The organism is Ruegeria sp. YTSA105, assembly GCF_059610225.1.
Genome location: NZ_JBXWNE010000021.1, coordinates 38,558 through 61,224, shown reverse-complemented (window position 1 = coordinate 61,224; position 22,667 = coordinate 38,558). Strand labels below are relative to the sequence as shown.

General features: G+C 57.6%; 16 protein-coding genes. 9 read left to right on the top strand and 7 right to left on the bottom strand.

The annotated features are described in order from the left end of the window. The first annotated feature begins 207 nt into the window (after positions 1–207). The 4 genes from AC2FH2_RS19085 to AC2FH2_RS19070 all read left to right on the top strand — a co-directional run bounded on the left by AC2FH2_RS19085 (position 208) and on the right by AC2FH2_RS19070 (position 6,919). On the top strand, positions 208–1,089 hold the full coding sequence (locus tag AC2FH2_RS19085; RefSeq protein ID WP_142640095.1) for a LysR family transcriptional regulator: 882 nt from the start codon (positions 208–210) through the stop codon (positions 1,087–1,089). 85 nt (positions 1,090–1,174) lie between these two features. Next, complete coding sequence (locus AC2FH2_RS19080) at positions 1,175–2,878, top strand: NAD(P)H-dependent oxidoreductase subunit E (protein ID WP_496690494.1); 1,704 nt, start codon at positions 1,175–1,177, stop codon at positions 2,876–2,878. Positions 2,879–2,891: 13 nt separating this feature from the next. Next, positions 2,892–5,675, top strand: a complete 2,784-nt coding sequence (fdhF, locus tag AC2FH2_RS19075; protein ID WP_496824858.1) for a formate dehydrogenase subunit alpha — start codon at positions 2,892–2,894, stop codon at positions 5,673–5,675. Between the two features lie 311 nt (positions 5,676–5,986). Then, positions 5,987–6,919, top strand: coding sequence for a LytTR family DNA-binding domain-containing protein (locus AC2FH2_RS19070; RefSeq protein ID WP_271952328.1), 933 nt, complete (start codon positions 5,987–5,989; stop codon positions 6,917–6,919). A gap of 457 nt (positions 6,920–7,376) precedes the next feature. Here the strand turns inward: AC2FH2_RS19070 and AC2FH2_RS19065 are convergent, their stop codons facing one another. From AC2FH2_RS19065 to AC2FH2_RS19055, 3 genes are all read right to left on the bottom strand, one after another. Further along, a complete protein-coding gene (locus tag AC2FH2_RS19065) occupies positions 7,377–11,450 on the bottom strand; it encodes a translocation/assembly module TamB domain-containing protein (protein ID WP_496824856.1) in 4,074 nt (1,357 codons plus the stop codon). Further along, on the bottom strand, positions 11,447–13,252 hold the full coding sequence (locus tag AC2FH2_RS19060) for an autotransporter assembly complex protein TamA (protein WP_271952324.1): 1,806 nt from the start codon (positions 13,250–13,252) through the stop codon (positions 11,447–11,449). Before AC2FH2_RS19060 ends, AC2FH2_RS19065 begins: the two co-directional genes overlap by 4 nt. Before the next feature lie 156 nt (positions 13,253–13,408). Then, positions 13,409–14,632 (bottom strand): urate hydroxylase PuuD, encoded by a 1,224-nt coding sequence (locus AC2FH2_RS19055; RefSeq protein WP_496824854.1) that lies wholly within the window; start codon positions 14,630–14,632, stop codon positions 13,409–13,411. Between the two features lie 96 nt (positions 14,633–14,728). Between AC2FH2_RS19055 and AC2FH2_RS19050 the strand changes: the two genes are divergently transcribed. Next, positions 14,729–15,649 carry a LysR family transcriptional regulator gene (locus AC2FH2_RS19050; protein ID WP_281973831.1) on the top strand — a complete coding sequence of 307 codons (921 nt, stop codon included), beginning with the start codon at positions 14,729–14,731 and terminating at the stop codon, positions 15,647–15,649. A gap of 141 nt (positions 15,650–15,790) precedes the next feature. On the opposite strand, the gene uraH is transcribed toward AC2FH2_RS19050, so the two are convergent. Continuing rightward, complete coding sequence (uraH, locus tag AC2FH2_RS19045; protein WP_142640109.1) at positions 15,791–16,147, bottom strand: hydroxyisourate hydrolase; 357 nt, start codon at positions 16,145–16,147, stop codon at positions 15,791–15,793. Positions 16,148–16,356: 209 nt separating this feature from the next. Between uraH and puuE the strand changes: the two genes are divergently transcribed. The 3 genes from puuE (at position 16,357) to AC2FH2_RS19030 (ending at position 19,745) form a co-directional block, all read left to right on the top strand. Beyond that, a complete protein-coding gene (gene puuE, locus AC2FH2_RS19040) occupies positions 16,357–17,775 on the top strand; it encodes an allantoinase PuuE (RefSeq protein ID WP_496824852.1) in 1,419 nt (472 codons plus the stop codon). After that, entirely contained in the window at positions 17,772–18,254 is a 483-nt protein-coding gene (locus tag AC2FH2_RS19035; RefSeq protein ID WP_496824850.1) for an ureidoglycolate lyase, read from the top strand. Before puuE ends, AC2FH2_RS19035 begins: the two co-directional genes overlap by 4 nt. A gap of 63 nt (positions 18,255–18,317) precedes the next feature. Next, positions 18,318–19,745, top strand: a complete 1,428-nt coding sequence (locus tag AC2FH2_RS19030; RefSeq protein ID WP_142640116.1) for a nucleobase:cation symporter-2 family protein — start codon at positions 18,318–18,320, stop codon at positions 19,743–19,745. 40 nt (positions 19,746–19,785) lie between these two features. Here AC2FH2_RS19030 and AC2FH2_RS19025 read toward each other — a convergent pair whose 3' ends face one another. From AC2FH2_RS19025 to AC2FH2_RS19015, 3 genes are all read right to left on the bottom strand, one after another. Then, on the bottom strand, positions 19,786–20,772 hold the full coding sequence (locus AC2FH2_RS19025; protein ID WP_496714317.1) for a type I glyceraldehyde-3-phosphate dehydrogenase: 987 nt from the start codon (positions 20,770–20,772) through the stop codon (positions 19,786–19,788). 54 nt (positions 20,773–20,826) lie between these two features. Then, complete coding sequence (locus AC2FH2_RS19020) at positions 20,827–21,147, bottom strand: hypothetical protein (protein WP_142640120.1); 321 nt, start codon at positions 21,145–21,147, stop codon at positions 20,827–20,829. Between the two features lie 81 nt (positions 21,148–21,228). After that, the gene (locus tag AC2FH2_RS19015) at positions 21,229–22,062 is read right to left on the bottom strand and encodes a bifunctional allantoicase/(S)-ureidoglycine aminohydrolase (protein ID WP_142640122.1); all 834 of its coding nucleotides are present in this window, start codon (positions 22,060–22,062) and stop codon (positions 21,229–21,231) included. Between the two features lie 174 nt (positions 22,063–22,236). On the opposite strand from AC2FH2_RS19015, the gene AC2FH2_RS19010 reads away from it, so the two are divergent. Continuing rightward, a complete protein-coding gene (locus AC2FH2_RS19010) occupies positions 22,237–22,593 on the top strand; it encodes a hypothetical protein (protein WP_496752551.1) in 357 nt (118 codons plus the stop codon). Positions 22,594–22,667 lie beyond the last annotated feature (74 nt).

Here is a 22,667-nt window from a genome sequence, read left to right as displayed (position 1 = left end):
ACAGGTGCCCGAAGGTCTTCCTCTCAGCAATCGCCATCGCAGCTCTCGTCATCTATTGGCTATGAGTCCTGACCCTAAGGCCCAAACTTGGCATTACCAATGGTAATAAGGATCGGTTCGAGGAGGGGCCGGGTTTAACTCCTGCTTTCCGTATCCCAAGGAATTCCGCTAGTGTCGGCACCGACCTGATATGAGTGATGCCGCCACATGATCGAAATCCGCGACCTGCAACTGCTCAGCGCTTTGGCGCGGCACCGGCATTTTGCAAAGGCAGCCGAGGAATGCGGGATTTCCCAGCCTGCGTTTTCTATGCGTATTCGCAACCTAGAGGATCGGTTGGGCGTGTCCATCGTCCGCCGCGCCAACCGGTTTCAGGGCCTGACCGAAGAGGGCGAGATGATCGTCCAGCGGGCGCGGCGCATTCTGGACGACACCAAGGCCTTGGAACAGCAGGTGCAGGCGGCAAAGGGGGAAATCACGGGGACTCTGATACTGGGCGTGATCCCGACTGCAATCGCCTTTACGGGCCGGTTGATCAAGCGTCTACAGCAGGCGCATCCGCGCATCATCACTCGGATCGAAACGATGTCGGCTACGGCCATTCAACATCGGCTGGACGAAGGCAGTCTGGATGCGGGCATCACATATGGCGACAGTATCGGCACCGATTTGCGGCAGGTACAGTCGCTGTATGAAGAAACCTATGTCCTGTTGATCCCGTCTCATATGACAGACGAAACGGGGCCAATTCCCTGGGCGCGGGTCGCCGAATTTCCGGTCAGCCTGCTTGAACCGCAGATGCAGAACCGCCGCATATTAGACCGGATTTTCGCAGAACAGGGCCTGCATCCTCATGTGGTCGCGGAAACCAGCGGGTTCACTGCCTCAATGGTCATGGCGCGTGAGGGATTGGCGGCCACCGTGGTGCCACGCGTGTTGGTTCGGGCGTTGGGGGATCTGAAGGGAACAAAGGTTCTGCCTTTGGTCGATCCGGTGGTCAGCAAACCTATCTGTCTGGCGACCCTGACACGCGATCCGGAACTGCCAACGGTTGGAGCGTTGCGCGCGGTGGTGACGTCTTTGCGGTGATAAGGTGTCGTTATCGTGCGATTGAAATATGCGATTTGACGATATGCTAGTCTGATGAGACACGGGGCCTGAATCGGAGGGCATCATGGCACCATTAGATACCAAGCCATCAGGCGCGCCAAAGGGCGTCTGGAAGTCAGGTAAAGGCAAGGGGCGGCACACACCCAAAGGCCGTCAGTTCACGGATGAGGCACAGGCCGAGATCACGCGCCTGCTGGGCGATCGTCCCCGCCGTCGCGACCTTTTGATCGAATTTCTGCATCTAATTCAGGACGAACACGGCCATATCAGCGCCGATCATATTGCCGCGCTTGCAGTCGAGATGCGGATTGGTCAGGCCGAGATCTATGAGACCGCCACGTTCTATGCCCATTTCGATGTGGTGAAAGAGGATGAAGCCCCACCGCCCGCGCTGACCATCCGCGTCTGCGATTCCCTGTCCTGCGAAATGGCCGGTGCCCAGCAGTTGCAAAAGGCGTTGGAAGACGGTCTTGATCCTTCCAACGTCCGTGTCTTGCGTGCGCCTTGCATGGGTCGTTGCGATACTGCGCCTGTGCTGGAGATCGGGCATAACCATATCGACCATGCCACCCCTGAAAAGGTGCAGGCGGCGATTGCTACGGATGATACCCACGCCCATTTGCCCGCCTATGAAACCTTTGCGGCATATGAAGCAAACGGCGGCTATGCCAAGCTGAAAGAGCTGCGCGAGAGCGGTGATTGGGAGAAAGTACAGGAAGACATCCTGTCCTCGGGCTTGCGCGGTCTGGGTGGTGCTGGCTTCCCGTCCGGCAAGAAATGGGGCTTCGTTCGCATGAACGAAGGCACCCGCTATCTGGCCGTGAATGGCGATGAAGGCGAGCCTGGCACGTTCAAAGATCGCTATTACCTTGAACGCACGCCGCATGTCTTCCTTGAAGGCATGCTGATAGCCGCATGGGCGGTCGAGGCCGAGACCTGCTTTATCTATATGCGCGATGAATATCCGGCGGTGCTGGAAATTCTACGCCGCGAGATTGCCGAGCTGGAACAAGCTGGCCTGGTTGAAAAGGGATATATCGATCTGCGCCGGGGCGCCGGTGCCTATATATGCGGCGAAGAATCCGCGATGATCGAGTCGATCGAAGGCAAGAAAGGCTTGCCGCGTCACCGGCCTCCGTTTGTGGCGCAGGTTGGGGTCTTTAACCGTCCGACCTTGGTGCACAATGTCGAGACGCTCTATTGGGTGTCGAAAATCTGCCGCGAGGGGCCGGAATGCCTCAACAGCACGGAAAAGAATGGGCGCACGGGTCTGCGCAGCTATTCGGTCTCGGGCCGGGTGGCGCAGCCGGGCGTCTATCTACTGCCCGCAGGGTCGACCATTGTGGATGTGATTGAGGCCGCTGGCGGCATGGCCGAGGGTCAGACTTTCAAGGCGTATCAGCCGGGTGGGCCGTCTTCGGGTCTGCTGCCTGCGTCGATGGATGATATCCCTCTGGACTTCGACACCTTGCAACCACACGGGACGTTTATCGGTTCCGCTGCTGTGGTGGTTCTGTCCGATCAGGATACGGCCCGCGATGCTGCGCTGAACATGTTGCGCTTCTTCGAGGATGAAAGCTGTGGCCAGTGCACGCCCTGCCGGGCGGGCTGTGAAAAGGCGGTCAAGCTGATGCAGGCTGACAAGTGGGATCAGGATCTGCTGGAAGATCTGTGCCAGGTCATGGGCGATGCCTCGATCTGCGGTCTGGGGCAGGCGGCCCCGAACCCGATCCGTCTGGTCATGAAACACTTCGCTGACGAAATCTGAGGGAGACAGAGCCATGCTTGATGCAAGCCCAACCAAGACCGTCACCTTCAACCTGAACGGCGATGATGTCACCGTGCCCGAGGGCTGGACCATCTGGGAAGCCGCCAAGGGGCAGGGGTTCACCATTCCGCACCTGTGTCATAAGCCGCAGCCGGGTTACAAACCCGACGGCAACTGCCGCGCCTGCATGGTCGAGGTGGAAGGCGAGCGCACTCTTGTCGCTTCGTGCATTCGCCCTGCGGCGGACGGCATGGTGGTGAAAACCGACAGCGACCGTGCCGAGAAATCGCGCGCAATGGTCATGGAATTGCTGGTCGCCGATCAGCCCGAGGTGGCCCACGACAAATCCAGCCATTTCTGGGACATGGCCGAACTGAACGATGTCAGCGACAGCCGGTTCCCTGCCAAAGAGCCCTGGAAAATCCCGTTGCTGGATGACAGCCATATCGCGATGCGGGTTAATCTGGATGCTTGCATCAACTGCAACCTCTGCGTTCGTGCATGCCGCGACGTGCAGGTGAACGACGTGATCGGTATGGCCGGTCGTGGACACACTGCGCAGGTGGTGTTTGACCAGAACGACCCGATGGGGGATTCGACCTGTGTCGCCTGTGGTGAATGTGTTCAGGCCTGTCCGACCGGTGCCCTGATGCCTGCCACAGTGCTGGACGACCAGCAGGTTGGCGACAGCAAGGACTATGACAGCGAAACCGAAAGCGTCTGCCCGTTCTGTGGCGTTGGCTGTAAGGTCTCGCTAAAGGTCAAAGACGGCAAGGTGAAATATGTCGAGGGGATCAACGGCCCTGCCAATGAAGGCCGCCTGTGTGTTAAAGGCCGGTTTGGGTTCGACTATATCCACCATCCCCACCGCCTGACCAAGCCGCTGATCCGGCGCGAGGATGCGCCTGCCAAGGGGTTGAACGTCGATCCGTCAGACCTGTCGACCCATTTCCGCGAAGCGACCTGGGAAGAGGCGATGGACCTGGCGTCCTCCAGACTGAAGGCGCTGCGCGACCAGGACCCACGCAATGTCGCGGGCTTTGGCTCGGCCAAGTGTACCAACGAAGAAGCATATCTGTTCCAGAAGTTCATTCGTCAGGGATTTGGGCACAACAATGTCGACCACTGCACGCGTCTGTGCCATGCCTCATCGGTGGCGGCGCTGATTGAAAACGTCGGTTCGGGTGCTGTGACCGCAACCTTTAACGAGATCGAAAACGCGGATGTGGCTATCATCATCGGGGCCAACCCGATTGAGAATCACCCCGTTGCGGCGACCTATTTCAAGCAGTTCACCAAGCGCGGCGGCAAGCTGATCGTGATGGACCCGCGCGGCGTCGGTATGCGCAAGTTCGCAGACGAAATGCTGCAGTTCCGTCCGGGTGCTGATGTCTCGATGCTCAACGCGATCATGAACGTGATCGTCGAAGAGGAACTGTACGACAGCCAGTACATCCACCGCTGGACCGAGAACTGGGAAGCCGAAAAAGAGCATCTGCGCGCCTTCACACCCGAGGCGATGGCGCCGATCTGCGGCATTGAACCGGATCAACTGCGCCGTGTCGCGCGTACCTTCGCGCAGGCCAAGGCTGGTCTGATCTTCTGGGGTATGGGCGTCAGCCAGCACATTCACGGCACCGATAATTCCCGCTGCCTGATCTCGCTGGCATTGATGACCGGCAATGTTGGTAAACCCGGCGCGGGTCTGCACCCGCTGCGTGGCCAGAACAACGTGCAAGGCGCGTCTGACGCGGGTCTGATCCCGATGTTCCTGCCGGATTATCAGTCGGTTATGGATGACGGCATTCGGGCCAAGTTCAACAATGTCTGGGACTCGGACGACTTCTCTAACGAGAAGGGCCTGACCGTCACCGAGATCATCGATCAGGCCTATGCGGGCAACATCAAGGGCATGTATATTCAGGGCGAAAACCCGGCCATGTCCGACCCGGATGTTGGTCACGCACGGGAAGCATTGGCCAAGCTGGAGCTGATGATCGTGCAGGATATCTTCCTGACCGAAACGGCCAACTATGCCGACATCATCCTGCCCGCCTCGGCGCTGTATGAAAAGAACGGCACCGTGTCGAACACCAACCGTCAGGTTCAGCGTGTGCGTCCGGCTGTGGCACCTCCGGGTGAGGCGCGTGAGGACTGGAAAATCACCGTCGAGCTTGCGCAGCGCATCGGGCTGAACTGGGACTACACGGATGTGTCTCAGGTCTTTGCCGAGATGAAGCTGACCATGGCGTCACTCGACAACATCACCTGGGAGCGGCTTGAGACCGAGACGATCACCTATCCATCGCTCAGTGAGACCGATCCGGGTCAGGCGATCGTGTTCGGTGACGGCTTCCCGCGGACAGACGGACGGGCCAAGTTCACCCCGGCCAGTGTCATCCCGCCGGATGAAGCGCCGGATGAGGAATACCCGATGATTGCCACAACCGGCCGTCAGCTGGAACACTGGCACACCGGGTCGATGACTCGCCGGTCCAACGTTCTGGATGCTGTGGAACCGGAAGCAAACTGTTCGATGAACCCTCGTCAGCTGAAACTGATGGGGATCGAGCCGGGCGAAATGATCCGTCTCACCACCCGTCGTGGCTCGATCGAGATCATGGTTCGAGCCGACCGGGCGATCGCCGAAGATATGGTGTTCATTCCGTTCGCCTATGTCGAGGCGGCGGCGAACATTCTGACCAACTCGGCCATCGACCCTTATGGTAAAATCCCTGAGTTCAAATTCTCGGCCATTCGCGTTGAAAAGATCGAAGGCGTAATCGCGGCTGTGTAAGAGTGTCGGAGTAGAGTTTTTGAGGGCGGCCTTGCGAGGCCGCCCTTTTAGGTTTCCGCGACGTCAACGGGGAAATAGGCATTTCCCACTCAGCTTTGCGCCATTTGCGCCATATTTCTCTGGTTTCAGCAATTTTAAACCTAAGAAAACGCCACCAAGCGCCCATTTTGCGGTCGTGAGGTTAGGTCTTGATTGGGTTTGGAAACGAAATTGGGGAACCGATTGCGCAGGGCCCGAACCTGTGGGCAGTCGGGCCTAGGCGCCGAAGCCGAAATAGATGGTAGTAGTGCGATCAGAGCAACAAGGGCTGAATGAAACCGCAAGACGTGTATAACGATTTGAAACAGGCTGAGCTTTCGTTTGTCGTATTGCCGGGTATGTCGGTTGATGCGATCCTGAGCGAAGTCCTTAGTTTTTTCCTGTCCAGAAACTTCCTGATGTTTCTGCCCGCTTTGATGCTGTTGCTCCTTGGTGCGACGCCGTCATTGTTTGCTGAACCGCTAAACGGGCTGGGGCGATCGATCTATTGGATGTTCGGATTGCTGGGGTATATGGGTTCGGTGGTTCTGATGTTGCTTTTTGAAGCAGTCTGCAGCCGATATCTGGGCATCAAACGGTTTTTCACCCCGCTGACATGTTTTCCCGTTGCGTATGGGGCGATGAAGTTTGCCCAATTCGCAACGACAATGGTTTTCAGTACGTTTCTGTCTTTCAGCTTTGAAAACTCGCCGCTTTTGCTGCCTCAGTACTTTCTCGTCGTTGGAATTGAAGTGATCGTAATCGTTTGGGTTTTTCCACCTTATCTGGCCCGCCTGCGCGCCGGCGATCCGCAACCCGAGGACGAGCCGGATAGCAGAGTGGAATCCCGTGTTCCTGTGGCCAATGGTTTAGTGTCCGCCAATGGGCAAAATTTTTTGGCCAAGGATATCTTGTTCGTTCAGGCTCAGCAGCACTATGTCACCCTGCGTGTAGATGAAAAAGAAGTGCTGGTGCGTTCAACGTTCAAAGGCATCCTATCGCAAATGCCAGAATGCTATGGCCTACAGGTGCATCGGTCCTTTTGGGTTGCTAATCGGTGTGTGGATATTGCTAAAAGCCTGAATGAAGTCGGATATCTGGTTCTGGGCTGCGGCAAAAAGATCGCGATCGCCCGTAGCCGGCACGGCGCCGTGCGTGATTGGCTGTCCGAGATGGCGTCAGCGGAAAGCCCGGCAACAGTTAAAGCTTCACAACAACAAACCTGACATCGTTCGGCGGAAACATCCGGCTTATCGGTTCGTTTAGATAATCCACCTTCCCATCGCTGCTGGGTACAGAATACGCAGTGGATGGGAAGGTGGGCAGTTCAATATTTTTAGTAATGAAAAGACTTGAATTTTGATCTTTTGCTTTCCCCGATTTTGAGTTTTTCCCCCTCTATAATCAGGTCGTACTGGTCAACAAGTCACTCGATAAAGACGCCGCAAAACCAGGCGCTGCCTTCTTTTCCTGCATAGGCACGGACCTGGCAATGAAATTGGTACGAAACGTCAAAAATTCGAAACGAACGGCAATGAAAATTCGTGTCGCACGAAATGAATAGAGCGACTTGTGCATTCGCTGTCATGTTAAGAAATTGATAGTAAAGGGGTTAATGAAATTCCCTGCCTTCCTGTGATTTGGCCCGAAACTGTTGTCACAGATGCAGAGTTTCGCGCAGGATTAGTAGTCGCGCTCGAAAAAGACACCCAATCCCGTTTCCCCCCGCCCGTCAACGGTTCCGCGCATTGTGATATTATCGGTGACGTCCAGATTGAGGTTCACTTCGGTATTTCCTTCGGTGTTCACGTTGAAATCGGTATAGAGATTGTCACCCAGATACGCCCCGGCGCCCAAAATTCCGCCGCTTGACGTTGCTCCGATATCGACTGTGTCGACACCGGTCGACTCCCTCAGACCCTTGGTCGCATCCCCTCCTGCACCGCTGAGCTGCGCCAGCGAAGCCGCCATCTGGGCAATGACAAAGGGGGACAGCTCAGAGAAACGGTTGCCAAACAACAGCATGGCCAGCGCCTCTTCTGCTGGCCGTTCCGGATCCGAGAACACGTTGACCTCGGGGGCGTCCAGCGGCCCGGCGATTTCGATTGTAGCGGTCCCGTCCGAGGTGCTGTTTGAGGATTCAAATTCGATATAGGGTGTCAAGTCGCCTTGTAGGGTCACGATCCCTTTTGTCAGGGCCAGCCTGCGGCCCAGAATGTCGAAATTGCCTCGGATTAGAGCGATCTGGCCCGAAGGAATGATCGAGGTTGTTGTTCCGCCTATGTACAGCTGTCCGCCGAGTTCGGCATTCACGCCTCGACCTCGGACAAACACGGCCTTGGGGGCGAGCAGAGCGATGTCCAGCGCAATACGGGAATCGCTTTGGGTGGCATCGTCCTGTTTTACCAAACGGGCACGTTCCCGAGTCCTATAGCTGGCCGCGTTTTCGTTGATATGTTCGATCTCTGGTATGGGTGCAGCGCCGACCGCACCCGAGGCGGCGGCGAGATTAATATTGGTTTCCTCGAATGTAATTTGCCCGACTATTGTGCTGTTGCCGGCCAAAGCTCCGGTCATTGCGATTTGCCCGTTCAGGATCGTCTCGTACAAAAGCTGATCCGTCAGCACGAGACGATTGAGCGTGGTCGTAATTTGCGCATTGAACGGAGGCGTCAGGTCAATCGGGCCCGCGACGGTGAAATTACCCCCGGCGCGGGTTCCACCATTTAGGGAGATGTTGGCGCGGTTGTTGGCCAACTCGACCGCGCCACTGATGCCGGTAATGGTCTGACCGGCTCCCGGTATCGCCAACGAGGTTCCAGAGGTCGTGATCGACCCGCTGAGCGCCTCAAGCGAGGGTTGGCCATTCAAGCTAAGGTCGTACCGCGCAGTCCCGTCGATTTGGTTGGGGGTGATGAACAGGTTTGCGATACCGATATTAACCCCGCCTTGCGCCTGCAGATCGGCGTTTCCTGTGGTTTCATCGAAGGTGCCCGAGATTTTGCCGGTGATCTGTGCCGGGCCCTGCGCCGAAGAGTTGATAGTCCAGACGCCTGCCTTGCGCTTTGCGGTCCCATTGGCGGTGATTGTACCAGGAAAATCTGGGGCGAAACGCTCGACCTTGTTTAGCTCGGCGTCAAAGTCCAAGTCTGCCGATCCGTCAGAGCCGACCGACCCCGTCAGCGACGCGTATGAACTGTCCGGCCCACGCAAGCTGACTCTTCCTTCAAGGCCCGAAGCTGTTGGCGCGGCGTTGCCTTCCAGCGTCAGTGGTCCTGACAACGTCTTGGAAATCCGCGCCAGATCGTCCAGCTCTACCGAATAGCTCAGCCCTCCGGTCTCTTTGCTGACCTGACCCGAAGCGTCTGCGGTCAAGGCCGTGCCCCGCAGTTTGAAGTTTTGGACATTCAGACCCTGATCACTGTTCTCGGCATCGACACGCAGCGTCGTTCGACCTTCGATCAGTTTGTCGACGAGACTGATGCCAATCTGGACGTCCTGCGCATCGACATCGCCGGCTATGTCGAAGGTCTGGCTGGACAAAGCTCCGTTGCCATTGATATCCGCGGTAACCGACCCGGCAAGATCCCGGCCCGCGAGATCCGAAAATAGCGAAAGATCAGGGACTGTCACCTGTGCCTGACCATCAAGAACTAGATTGCCGGTTGGGTCATTGATCGACGCGCTTACTTGTGCTGTCACGGCCCGTCCGTTGATGGTGGCTTTGCGTATGTCGATAAGGTCTCCCGTTTTCGCACCATCCCAGGTGATCACGGTTTTGCCTGCAAGCAGAGGATCGACTTCGGACATACCTGTCTGCAGATCCTGCGTCGTAATGCTGGCCGTGCCATCAAACTCTTGCGTCTGCAGGGTGCCTTTGCCGTCCATTTGCGCGCTGAGCGACCCGCCAAGCTGCCGCTGGGCCAGCCCGGAAAAGACCGAGAGGTCGGGCGCGTTGAGGCTGGCCTGACCGTCGATTGTCAGATTGCCATCAGGCGTGGTCACTTCGCCACTGGCCTGTGCCTGCGCGGCCTGACCGTTCAGTTTGAACTCGCGTATGGATATTCCATCCGCCCCACGACGAGCATCCAGAGCGATGGTGGTCTGGCCGGTGATTACGGGGTCGATATCGTCGCGACCGGTCGATAGGTTGTTGCCCTGAACAACCACTTTGCCATCAAAGCTGCCCTCAAGCGGAGAGCCCTTGCCCTGAACCTCTGCCGACGCCGACCCTGCCAGTTCCAACTGGGCAAGGCCAGAGAACCGGGACAGGTCGGTAGCGTCCAGCGTAGCCTTGCCATCAACAGCCAATCCGCTGGTCAATCCACTGATCAGCGTGTCCAGCGCCAGAGTGTAATCCGACCCGACCAGTTCGAAACCGGACAATGTCAGCGACTGGTCATCACCATACTCAAACTGCCCGTCCAGCGTGATGCGATCTCCGACGGCTGTATTCAGGTTCGGATCGGTCAGATCAATGCCCGTGACGCTGGCTTGCAGATCGCCGTTCACAGTAAATCCAAGGGTCTGATCGAGCACGCCTTGCGCGATAATTTGCATGCTCTCAAGTTCGGCTTGGGGGGATTTGAACTTATCTGCTGTCAGGCTAAGATCCCAGAGATTGCCGTTTTTCTGATCAAACAAGGTCGAGATATGCGCGGACTTGATCGTTTTGTCACCACCGCCAACCGGAAGCGTGACCGCCTGTCCCTGCGGCGGGGTAATGCGTCCCTGCAAGGCGGCAAACTGCAATGTGCCACCTTCGGCAAGGGCCAACTTCCCTTCAAGGTTCAGGGCCTGCGTTGCAAGCTGAAGATCGGACAGGTCCAGCGCCCCTTCGGGCAGGGTCTGGCCCTGCACGAACAGCCGCGAGTCCGTCCCGAAAAACGGGTCGATTGCAGGGCCGACGAAGGGTGTCAGGTCTCCGTTCAGATCGGCGGTAAATGCTATGCCTTCCGCAGTGTCGTCAGGGGCCGAACCAAGCCGAACCTGCCCGGCCAGACGCTGCTGCCCGTCACTGCTCAGCCCGATATCGGCGGTGAAATCCGTCAGCGGTCCGGCACCTTTTGCCGTCAGCTCGATCGTTGGGCTGTCGGGAATGTTCAAAGCGGTCGAAATAAGCCCGCCGGATGCCTCGGCCACGTTCAGGTCCAGATTGATCTCGCTTGTCGAGTTGTCGAACCCGGCGGTCAGTGTGATCTCATCTCCGGCACGATCCAGCCGCACCACGTCGAGATTGGTGTCCAGCGTTCCATCAGCAAGCGACAGATTGCCGGTGACGGATAAGTCGGCGGCTACCCCAATCAGCGGCTGCCCCAGCGACAGCTGATCCACGCGGATTTCGCCGATTTCAACTGCGACAGGCAGCTCGGGCAGCTGGAATGTCTGGGTTTCCGCAGAGGGAGGAGGGGCATCTTTGGTTGTGGTGCCCGGCGCACGGGCTACGTCGATCTCTTGCGCTGTCAGCGCATTGACCGAGAACCGCCCACGTATCAGGGCCAGTCTGTTCCAATCCAGTTCGGCATCTTTGATGGTCAGCCAGACGCCCTCATCATCCGATACCGTGATCTCTGCGATTGTGGCCCGTGCGCTGAGGGCGCCTTGCAAGCCTTTGACGGTTACGTTCTGATCATCACCGGACAGGGTATCCTGCAGAAACTGCTCTAGCATACTGCCGCCTTCGTCCTGCGCCAGAACGGGGTAGGGCACCCACAGCAGAACAGCCGCCAAAACTGGATATGAGAAACGATGTGTCAAAATGCCTGACCAATTCCGATGTAAAACTGCAATCCGTCCCCGGTGCCGCCCTGAACGGGAAGGGCGAGATCAAGACGCAGGGGGCCAAAACCACCGAGGTCATATCTGATACCAAGCCCGGCGCCGGAATGGCTCTCTGCAGCGCTGCTGACAAAAGAGGACGTGTCGACAACACCATAATCATAAAACCCGACCAGCGATATTGTCTCGGTGATTTTGCCGCGAACTTCGCCAGATAGACCGAGGAAAGACTTGCCGCCAGCAACCTCATTGCCAACAGGAATGCCGAGGCTTTCATAGGGCTGACCGCGCACAGTGCCCGCACCGCCCGAAAAGAACAGGAAATCGGGTGTGACCCCGTCCAAGGCGGGTCCTACAATCGACCCAATCTGGACCCGTCCGGCCAGCACGAGACGACCTTGCGTCCGCAGACTGGTATAGGCACGCGCGTCCGCAAACATCCTGAGGCCTGTTTCTGTGTCGGACAGGCCGACAAATGGCATCACACGGGCATCCAGGTAATAGCCATTGGCGGCGCTGACCTTGCTGTCCCTTTCATCCCATTCGGAGCGGAACGGCAGGATGAAATAGCGGAACTTACGCCCGTCGCCATAGGCGTCATCTGCATCCGACCACTGAAACCCGGCGGATGCCTCGGCGTATAGGCGGTCTGAAAATGTGCGTCTTGCACCATAGGCCAGAGACGTCACCGTCACGTTGTAATTGTCGGTGTTGCGACGTTCCAGAAGGGCGCTCCAGAACGTACTGTCATCGGGGCCCAGCCGGTCGGGCTGATCCAGCCGCAGCCCGATGCGCCCGTCCAGATCCTCGGCCCCGCCAATATTGCGCAACGATGCCTCAAACCGCAGGCGTTGGGCGCGGCGGAACACGTTGCGATGCGTCCAGGTCGTCGACAGCTCCATCCCATCGCGCGAGGCCACTTCCAAACCGAAGGTCAGGCGGCGTTTGGGCATGTCTTCAAGATAGACATCGAAATCCAGGGAGCCATCAGGGTTGGGAGTGTCGTGCTCTTCGATCGAGACAATATTAAACGTGCCGGTGCGGCGAAGCCGGGTTCCGACCTTTTGCACCTGCTGGGGGGAATACACCTCTCCGGTTGGGAAGCCGGCGATTTGTTCGACGGACCTGTGGCGAACATCGCTGTCGCCTTTGATGTACATTTTTCCAAAGCTCAGACGCGGTCCCGGGGCGAGGTCAATGCGGGAATCCAGCTTTGCCTGGGCGTGGCGGGCAATGACTTTCTGGCCGCTGACCTCGGCCTTGGCATGACCAGCGTCACGCCATCCCTGCACGCCTGCTGACGCGGCTTGCTGAATGGCGCCGGTGGTGGCCAGTTTGCCCGACGCATAGTCTTCGGGAAGAACCGTTTCGGTCGCGATCGGCCGGACCACCGCCTGGCCAAATGTGAAGGTTGGGCCGGTTTTAACAGCAATCACGATTTTGTTGATCTGATTGGGCACGTTGAGTGAACTGAGTTCCGCCGCCTCTTTCCCGTCCAGTTTAATGCTGACGACGGGACTGAAATAGCCTTCGTCATAAAGGATCTGTACAATGGTGGTATAGTCCGACAGGGCCGCTGACAAAAGTTCAAGCGGCGTGTCCAGCCCGCGGGATTCTGCGGTTGTCACCGATGCGGTATCTTCGATCCGTTCAACCAGCGCTTTCGGAGCGCCCGGTGCCGTGAGGACGGTTTCCAATGCGGCCAGCGATGTGGGCAATGTGGCGACGACTATTCCGAACAGACAATTTCTCACAAAGCTGCATTGTCTTATTCGCTGCATCTATTGGCTCCAGCTGCCCCAACTAGAAATTAATTTCGGCGCCTTTTCGGATGTGGCGGCCCCTTAAGGATAGTTAGAACATCTGTAATCGTGTAGGGGAAGCGTTTATCGTTTGGCCAAGAAAATTAACGGAACAAGTGATGGCTCAGTGCCAGTTCAAAGGCCAGCATTGCGGAACCAGCGAATGATCGCCGCGCGATCTTCCGGTTCCATATAGGTGACATTTGCGGGTGGCATGGCGTGACTGACACCGGCCTGCAGGTAAATCTGTTTCGCATTGCGGGCGATGTCACCTTGGGTTTCCAGAAGAATGCCCTTTGGCGCCCACAGGATGCCGTCCCAAACCGGTTCGCGCGCATGGCACATGGAACAGCGCCCCAGAACGACATCATGTGCCTGTTCGAACCCGTCTGCTTCAGCGTATTTCTGCTCAAAAGCGGTGAGCGGCTGCGCCTCGGCCTCCTCCAGAGGTTTGTACATAGGCGCGGTGGACAGCCACATGATGGCGATGAATAGCAGAGCGGTCACCAGCCACGTCCAGGTCGGATCACCGGCGCGGGCGTGGCGTGTATTGAAGTAGTGACGGATTGTGACACCCATCAGAAATACCAGCGCCGCAATGATCCAGTTGTATTGGGTGGCAAAGGCCAGCGGGTAGTGGTTCGAAAGCATCAGGAAAACCACAGGCAAGGTCAGATAGTTGTTATGAGTCGAACGCAACTTGGCGATCTTGCCGTATTTCGGGTCCGGGGTGCGGCCATTCTTAAGGTCGTCTACGACGATGCGCTGGTTCGGCATGATGATGAAGAATACATTCGCTGTCATGATCGTGGCGGTGAATGCGCCCAGATGCAGCATCATCGCGCGCCCGGTGAATATCTGGTTGTACCCCCAGCCCATCACCACCAGCAGGACAAACAGCAGCACCATCAGTAATGTTGGGCGCTCACCCAGACCGGATTTGCACAGGAAGTCGTAGATAAGCCAGCCCATAGTCAACGAGGCAGCCGAGATCAGAATGCCCTGCCACAGCGCCAGATCGACCTTTTGGGCATCAATCAGATAAAGCTCTCCACCAACCCAGTAGACGATCATCAACAGCGCAGCTCCGCTAAGCCAGGTGGCATAGCTTTCCCATTTGAACCAGGTCAGATGATCCGGCATCCGCTCGGGTGCGACGAGGTATTTCTGAATATGGTAAAAGCCGCCGCCATGTACCTGCCATTCTTCCCCGTCGGCGGGGCCGGGGATATCCCGGTTCAGGCCAAGGTCCAGAGCGATGAAGTAAAAGGATGATCCGATCCAGGCGATAGCAGTGATTACGTGCAGCCAGCGCACAGCAAATGCCATCCAATCCCAGAACACGGCGAATTCAAACATGAGAGTTCTCTCCAGTAGGTTATAGTCACCCTAGGCAAACTGGCTTTTCTTCGGTATTCCCGTATATTGTCAAACTGTATCAAAAAAAACGATAAGATGTCCTATCTCGACAATATTCGCACCTTCGTTCGTGTCTATGATCTGGGCAGCATGTCTGCTGCCGGGAGGGATTTGCGTGTTTCACCGGCGGTGACTTCGGCGCGAATATCACAGCTTGAGGATCATTTGGGCGTGCGTCTGTTTCAGCGGACTACACGTAACCTCAGCCCGACCGAGCAGGGACGTGCGTTTTACCCCGGAGCGGTTGCGGTCCTGGATGCCGTAGATGAAGCCGAGGCGCAGGTTGTTCACCTGACCGAAGCCCCCCGCGGGTCACTATTCGTAGCCGCGCCTTTGGGCGTCGGGCGCAGGTTATTAGCCCCACATGTGCCGGATTTTCTCTCGGAATACCCCGAAATTGATGTGCGATTGCGCCTGACCGACAGGTCAGTGGACCTGACGACCGAAGGATTGGATCTGGCCTTTTTCATTGGCCAGCCCGAGGACAGCACCCTGCGTATTCGCAAGATCGCGGATTGCGCGCGGGTTCTGTGTGCTGCACCGGACTATGTAAAACGCAGAGGGATGCCGCAAAACGGAGCCGATCTTGTGTCCGACAAGCACGAGTGTCTTAACCTGCGGTATCCCGGCGCTGCAGAGTTTCAGTGGATGCTGGAAACTCCAGACGGGCCAAGACGTTATGCCGTGTCGGGCCGGTTTGAATGCGATGACGGAGATGTTTTGACCGATTGGGCGTTGTCAGGGCAGGGGATCGCGATGAAACCTGTGTTTGAGGCAGCGGAACATCTCAAGGCTGGACGTCTTGTGGTGGTTGCAAAGGAGACACCTCCTGTCTCTGTTCAGATGGCGTGTCTCTATACCCATCGACGTCACCAGGATCCCAAGGCGCGTTTGTTCATGGATTTCATGATCGCGCGAATTGGCAAGGTTGTGCAAAACTCGGACATCAACGGTTAGCAAAGGCTCCCGGCCGCGCGTAAATTTTCTCGAAGGGCTGTAACCGTCACTATCCGCGCCGCGCCCAACGGGTGCGGCGCCCGGCTCAACAGGAGGAGGCCCGGCAGGGGCGATCGACGGGCGGAAGGTTCGCCCGGTCAGTTAGCTGCCACGATACGTGGAGTAGCTGTATGGCGAAAGCAAGAGCGGCACATGATAGTGGGCGTCTGCTTCAGACATACCAAACCTGATTGGAATCTCATCCAGGAACAGCGGTTCGTCATCCGCCTGGCCAGAGGCGCGCAGATAGTCACCCGCGCTGAAAACAAGCTCATATTCCCCGGTTTCAAAGTTTGCTTGCGGTAGTATTGGGCTGTCTGTTCGCCCGTCTGCATTGGTCAGCATCTCAGCCAGTTTGTGGCGTCCGTCCTGGGTAATCGCGTACAGAGCAATTTTCAGCCCCTCTGCGGGACAGCCTTTGGCGGTGTCCAGAACATGGGTTGTCAGGTATCCTGCCACGCGTTTCTCCTCATATTCCGATCACCGCAACGAGTGGCTGTTGAAAACCGCAAACTGCAATCGAGTATTGTTTGACGCAGTCTGGGGCGAAACCCGAGACTTTGGGAATGCCGAAAGAAAAGGAAACAGCGTTCGGATTGATTTGATAATACTGCTCCCAATTCTGCGGTAAAGCGTAGGTAGTGTAACACAACTGAGACGGAACATTCATGCAGCCCCCTCGCTATCCCCGTGACATGATCGGATACGGAGCCAACCCGCCAAACGCCCAGTGGCCTGGCGGAGCAAATCTGGCCGTTCAGATTGTGCTGAACTACGAAGAGGGTGGCGAGAACTGCGTGCTTCACGGTGATGCCGCGTCCGAGGCCTTTCTGTCCGAGATTGTCGGCGCAGCGCAATGGCCAGACCAGCGTCATTGGAACATGGAATCGATCTATGAATACGGGTCGCGGGCAGGGTTCTGGCGTCTGCACCGCTTGATGCAGGACTTGCCCATAACCGTTTACGGTGTCGCTTCGGCGCTGGCACGGTCGCCCGATCAGGTTGCCGCCATGAAAGACGCAGGTTGGGAGATCGCAAGTCACGGCCTGAAATGGGTCGAACATAAGGATATGTCTGAAGCGGAAGAGCGCGCTCAAATAGAAGAGGCCATCCGCCTGCATACCGAGGTCGTGGGGGAACGTCCCTATGGTTGGTATACCGGCCGGTGTTCCGAGAACACCGTGCGTCTGGTGGCCGAAGAGGGGGGCTTTGCCTATGTGGCGGACACCTATGCGGATGATCTGCCCTATTGGATGCAGGCCTCTGGCCGGGACCAGTTGATCGTACCATATACTCTAGATTGTAACGATATGCGCTTTGCAACGCCGCAAGGTTTCAATTCAGGCGATCAGTTCTATTCCTATCTCAAAGACAGTTTCGACGCGCTTTATTCCGAGGGTGAAGCCGGTGCGCCCAAGATGTTGTCGATCGGTCTGCATTGCCGCCTTATCGGTCGTCCAGGTCGGGTCATGGCGCTGAAACGGTTTCTGGATTATGCGCGTGGGCACTCGGATGTCTGGTTCGCGACCCGTCTGCAGATCGCCCAGCATTGGGCAGCGCAGCACCCGCCTGTATCAGGTCCAAAGCCGTCAGAAATGGCGCGGGACGCTTTCGTAGCCGCTTATGGCGGGATCTTCGAACATTCGGCGTGGATTGCAGAGCGCGCCCATGGGCTGGAACTCGGCGCGGCTCACGATACTGCCGGCGGGTTGCACAACGCACTGACGCGCATGTTCCGTTCGGCCTCGGATGAGGAGCGGTTGGGCGTGCTGACCGCGCACCCGGATCTGGCAGGCAAGCTGGCACAGGCCAAGCGACTGACGCAGGAAAGCACGGCGGAACAATCCTCGGCGGGGCTGGATGCGTTGACGGATGCCGAACGCGATGCCTTCACCGATCTGAATAGGCGCTATACCGACAAGTTCGGATTTCCCTTCATTATTGCTGTGCGTGATCATGACAAAGCCTCTATCCAGCAGGCGTTTCAGCGGCGGATAGATCAGGACCGGGAAACCGAATTCGCCGAGGCCTGCCGACAGGTCGAGCGTATTGCCGAATTCCGCCTGAGGGATGTGCTGCCTTCATGAAACAGATCCGGACTGTTCCTTTAACGCCTGACGCTTTTGCCCCGTTCGGAGATGTGATCGAGGCATCGGGCGACCCGGACAAGATCATCAACCAGGGCCAGTGCGGGCGTTTTCATGACCGGGCGGCCCTTGATTTCGCGGGCGGCCGCGCCGGGATCAGCCTGTTCAACGCCAACCCCCGAACCCTGCCGTACCAGTTGGATATGGTTGAACGGCATCCTGATGGCAGTCAGGCCTTTGTTCCCATGACCCATCAAACCTTTCTGGTCGTTGTAGCACCAGATGTTGACGGGCAGCCGGGCGAGCCGTGTGCCTTTGTCACCCGGCCCGGTCAGGCGGTGAATTATCATCGTGGGACGTGGCACGGCGTTTTGACACCATTGCATGGCCCTGGATTGTTCGCCGTTGTTGATCGGATCGGCGATGGGCCCAACCTGGAAGAATACTGGTTCGATACCCCTTTTCAGGTGGTGTCGTAGCCAAATGAAGCCGCAGCATAAGCGGTGAGACCCCCGTGAATCTGACAGAGAGGACAGTAACTCATGGCTGACACTTCAATAGGGACACCCGAACAGCTTCGGGATCCAAATTATACCCCGGCGCTGCACAAGGCAGTTCCGCTGGGCATTCAACATGTTCTGGCGATGTTCGTTTCGAACGTGACGCCTGCGATCATCGTTGCAGGGGCCGCCGGGTTCGGGTTCGGTTCGAACTCCCCCGATTTTCCCGAACTGCTGTACCTGATCCAGATGTCGATGCTGTTTGCCGGCGTCGCGACCTTGCTGCAAACGGTGACGATTGGCCCGGTAGGAGCGGCTTTGCCTATTGTTCAGGGCACCAGCTTTGCGTTTCTGCCGATCATGATCCCGCTGGTTGCTGGCAAAGGCGTCGATGGTCTGGCCGCATTGTTTGGCGGTGTCATTATCGGTGGGGTGTTCCATGCCCTGCTGGGCACGGTGATTGGCAAGATCCGTTTTGCCTTGCCACCTCTGGTCACAGGCCTTGTGGTGACAATGATTGGTCTGGCGTTGGTCAAGGTCGGCATTCAATACGCCGCCGGAGGGGTTCCGGCCATTGGAACGCCTGAATACGGCTCGGCGCTGAACTGGTCGGCTGCTTTGGTCGTGGTTGTGGTAACGCTGGGGCTGAAGTTCTTTACCCGCGGAATGCTTTCGGTTTCTGCCGTTCTGATTGGTCTTGCGGTTGGGTATGTCTATGCCCTGATGGTTGGCATGATCACGTTTGAGGCAATCGGAACAAGCTGGAGCCGCGCTGCAACTTTCGCCCTGCCTGTGCCCTTCAAGTATGGGTTCGAGTTCTCATTCGCCGCCATAATCGGGTTCTGTCTGATGGCCTTTGTTTCGGCAGTTGAGACGGTGGGGGATGTGTCGGGTGTGACCAAAGGCGGAGCCGGGCGCGAAGCCACGGACAAGGAAATCACCGGTGCAACCTATGCTGACGGCTTCGGCTCGGCCCTGGCGGGCGTGTTCGGCGGCTTACCCAACACGTCGTTCAGCCAGAATGTCGGGCTGATCGCGATGACCGGCGTCATGAGCCGAAATGTCGTCACCATCGGCGCCTTGTTTCTAATCCTGTGCGGCCTGGTGCCCAAGGTTGGCGCGATCATCCGTACCGTTCCGATCGAAGTACTGGGCGGTGGCGTCATCGTCATGTTCGGGATGGTTGTCGCCGCGGGTGTTTCGATGTTGTCCGATGTGGATTGGAATCGGCGCAACATGGTGATCTTTGCCATCGCGCTGTCAATCGGGTTCGGCCTCCAGCTCGAGCCGGGTGCGGTGCAACACTTGCCCGATACTCTGGGCATCCTGATGAAAAGCGGGCTGCTGCCTGCGGCTCTGATCGCCATCGTGCTGAATCTGATCCTGCCGGATGAGTTGGCCGATGAGGCAACCGAAGAAGTTTCGGGCGGCATGTCGGGGCACGGGTCGGGCAGCCTTCCCGGCAAGTAACCAAATGAAAATCGGCGGATCGCGTTAGGTCGCGGTCCGCCTATGTGTCGGCCATCATACGAGCGACATCCAGCATGCGGGCTGAAAACCCCCATTCATTGTCATACCAGCCAAAAACACGAACCTGAGTTTCGCCGATCTGCCGGGTTTCTGGCCCTGCGATGATCAGAGATTCCGGCCGCGTCCGCAAATCGGACGACACCAGCGGCTCATCCGTCCAACCCAGAACGGGAGACTCTGCAACGGCTGCACGCAGGGCGGTTTCAAAATCGCAGGCGCTCAGGCCGCGCTTCAGCGTCACAATCAGATCAACCGCGGAAACGCTTGCCGTAGGCACCCTGACCGCCGCGCCCGAGATGCGCCCGGCCAGATGGGGCAGGACTTCGTCTATCAGGTGCATAGCGCTGGTGGTGGTCGGGACCATCGACAGCGCTCCGGCGCGTGACCGTGCCAGATCACCACGCGGAGCGTCGATCATCGGCTGGCTGTTGGTGTAGCAGTGAATGGTGGTCATATGGCCCGACGCGACACCAGCGATCCCGTCCAGAACCTTGACCAGCGGAGCCAGCCCGTTGGTGGTGCAAGAGGCATTTGACACGATCCGCGCATTGCCCAGCTGATCCTCATTTGCACCCAGAACGATTGTGGCCTCGGTCGCAGGCGAGGGGCCGGAAATCAGTACTTTCCTTGCCCCTGCGGTCAGGCCTTGACTGGCAACATCCGATGTCCGGGCAACGCCGGTGCAGTCCATCAGGACATCTACACCGGACAGATCAACCCGGCTGAGGTTGGGGCTGTGTGTAACAGGAATAGCGTGCCCATCGACAACCAGTTGCGCAGTTCCCTGTTCCACTTTGCCCGGATAGGGCCCAAAAGTGCTGTCGTACTTGAACAGATAGGCGCAGGTCTCTAGCGGTGCGATGTCGTTGATCAGCACCAGTTCGATGTCGTGACCGAGCGGCATGGCCAGAAGCTGCCGCAAAATCGTGCGGCCGATGCGGCCGAATCCGTTAATTGCGAGTTTCATGCGCAAGCTATGGCAGTGGCTTGGATTAACCTCAATGCCAGTTTCCTGTCCGGGTCAGTTACAGCTGACCTGTGAAAAGAACTGGCCCGAGATGTTCTGGTACATGCTGGCCACAATCGGCTTGCACCCGGTTGCCTGCTGAATAGCCGCGATGGCCTGAATAGTGCGCAGCCGGGGCGGGGGGCCGAATGGGTTGAGATTGTTGTTATCACGTGTGGCACGGTATACGACCGGAGCTTCCGAAACCTGGGTAATGGCCCAGGTGCGGCTCATGACGTTGACGGTATTTGTCTCTTTGGCGGTTGCAGGGGTCACATCCAGGGCCGTCAGGCCGATTGCAGCCGCCAGTGCCAGCGTTACATTGCGCAGTGCCATCGTACAATCTCCTGAACTAAAACCGTTTGTTATTCCACCAGATTACCGCGCTTGCCCAGTCCCGCCAAGGCCGAATTTATCCTAGCGCCCGCCTGGTGAAAGAGGCATCTGGCGGTTCACATCTTTGTATAGCAGATATCGGAACCGCCCGGGACCGCCCGCATAACAGGCCTGAGGGCAAAAGGCCCGCAGCCACATAAAGTCTCCGGCTTCGACCTCGACCCAGTCCTGATTCAGCCGGTAGACGGCTTTTCCTTCCAGCACGTACAGCCCGTGCTCCATCACATGCGTTTCGGCAAATGGGATCACGCCACCGGGTTCAAAAGTCACGATGTTGACATGCATATCGTGGCGCAGGTCTTGCGGATCCGCGAAACGTGTTGTGGCCCAGCGACCCTCGGTGCCCGGCATTTCGATCGGGGCGACCTCTTGTTCATTGGTGATGATCGGGTCCGGCTTGGGCAGGCCGGGCACTGCCTCATAAGCCTTTCGAACCCAATGAAACCGCGCTGGCTGCTCCGTATGGTTGCGCAACGCCCATTTGGAACCAGCGGGGATATAGGCATATCCACCAGTTTCCAAAACGTGAATACTTCCCTCAAGCGTCAATGTGACCGCCCCTTCGACAACGAACAACACCGCCTGCGCTGCGGGGTCCGTTTCGGGCGTATCGCTACCGCCACCGGGCTGGACCTCCATGATGTATTGCGAAAAGGTTTCGGCGAACCCGCTAAGGGGACGTGCCAGAACCCACAGGCGGGTGTCTTCCCAGAAGGGCAGATAGCTGGTGACGATGTCGCGCATCGTACCCTTGGGTATAACGGCATAGGCCTCGGTGAACATGGCGCGATCAGTTAACAGGGTGTCCTGTCCGGGGTGTCCGCCATGGGGCGCATAATAAGTCGGGTGTGCCATCAAATGCCTCTGGTTCGTGTTTCGTGCACTATGCGAGGGACGCTCGGCATGGCCTAGCGTCAGAGTTGCAATAGGTTTCTTCGGGATAATTTGAAGGTTGCAGACTAGGGCTTGGCCCTGTGCCTTCCCGGGTATATCCTTGAATGTAAATTGGTTGCAGAATTGCGAGGCGGTATGAGAATTTGGGGATCACTATTAGTTGCAGGTGTTCTGGTACTGAGCATTGGTGTTGCCGGCAGCGCGAAACCGCTGTCTCGCATCATCGCAGAGTCGGGGTTGAGCCCGGATGATTTCACATTGCTGAGTGCAACCACAGACACCATGCTGGGCAGTGGTTTGCCGCAGGTTGGTGCCGAAAGTGAATGGATCAGCACCGAGACCGGGGCCAAGGGCACCGTCCGTGTGCGCGAGGTCCGCGATAATTGCGTGCATCTGCAGCATTTTATCCGACCTCCGAGTTCCGAGCAGACCCGTGAGATCAGAACCCGCAGGTGCCAGGATGCCAATGGTAACTGGATTTTCACACCCTAATTGGGTTGCTACACCCGCGCGCGACGCAGGTTATTGACGGCTCTACGGTCGCCAGTCTCCGGTTACTGCACCCG

Excerpts from the sequence above, each read along its gene's own strand:
- fdhF (WP_496824858.1), top strand. The coding sequence starts at position 2,892 with ATGCTTGATGCAAGCCCAACCAAGACCGTCACCTTCAACCTGAACGGC.
- AC2FH2_RS19035 (WP_496824850.1), top strand. The coding sequence starts at position 17,772 with ATGAAACAGATCCGGACTGTTCCTTTAACGCCTGACGCTTTTGCCCCG.
- AC2FH2_RS19020 (WP_142640120.1), bottom strand. The coding sequence starts at position 21,147 with ATGGCACTGCGCAATGTAACGCTGGCACTGGCGGCTGCAATCGGCCTG.
- AC2FH2_RS19060 (WP_271952324.1), bottom strand. The coding sequence starts at position 13,252 with ATGCAGCGAATAAGACAATGCAGCTTTGTGAGAAATTGTCTGTTCGGA.
- AC2FH2_RS19025 (WP_496714317.1), bottom strand. The coding sequence starts at position 20,772 with ATGAAACTCGCAATTAACGGATTCGGCCGCATCGGCCGCACGATTTTG.
- AC2FH2_RS19030 (WP_142640116.1), top strand. The coding sequence starts at position 18,318 with ATGGCTGACACTTCAATAGGGACACCCGAACAGCTTCGGGATCCAAAT.
- puuE (WP_496824852.1), top strand. The coding sequence starts at position 16,357 with ATGCAGCCCCCTCGCTATCCCCGTGACATGATCGGATACGGAGCCAAC.
- AC2FH2_RS19015 (WP_142640122.1), bottom strand. The coding sequence starts at position 22,062 with ATGGCACACCCGACTTATTATGCGCCCCATGGCGGACACCCCGGACAG.
- AC2FH2_RS19070 (WP_271952328.1), top strand. The coding sequence starts at position 5,987 with ATGAAACCGCAAGACGTGTATAACGATTTGAAACAGGCTGAGCTTTCG.
- AC2FH2_RS19085 (WP_142640095.1), top strand. The coding sequence starts at position 208 with ATGATCGAAATCCGCGACCTGCAACTGCTCAGCGCTTTGGCGCGGCAC.
- AC2FH2_RS19050 (WP_281973831.1), top strand. The coding sequence starts at position 14,729 with ATGTCCTATCTCGACAATATTCGCACCTTCGTTCGTGTCTATGATCTG.
- AC2FH2_RS19055 (WP_496824854.1), bottom strand. The coding sequence starts at position 14,632 with ATGTTTGAATTCGCCGTGTTCTGGGATTGGATGGCATTTGCTGTGCGC.
- AC2FH2_RS19080 (WP_496690494.1), top strand. The coding sequence starts at position 1,175 with ATGGCACCATTAGATACCAAGCCATCAGGCGCGCCAAAGGGCGTCTGG.
- AC2FH2_RS19010 (WP_496752551.1), top strand. The coding sequence starts at position 22,237 with ATGAGAATTTGGGGATCACTATTAGTTGCAGGTGTTCTGGTACTGAGC.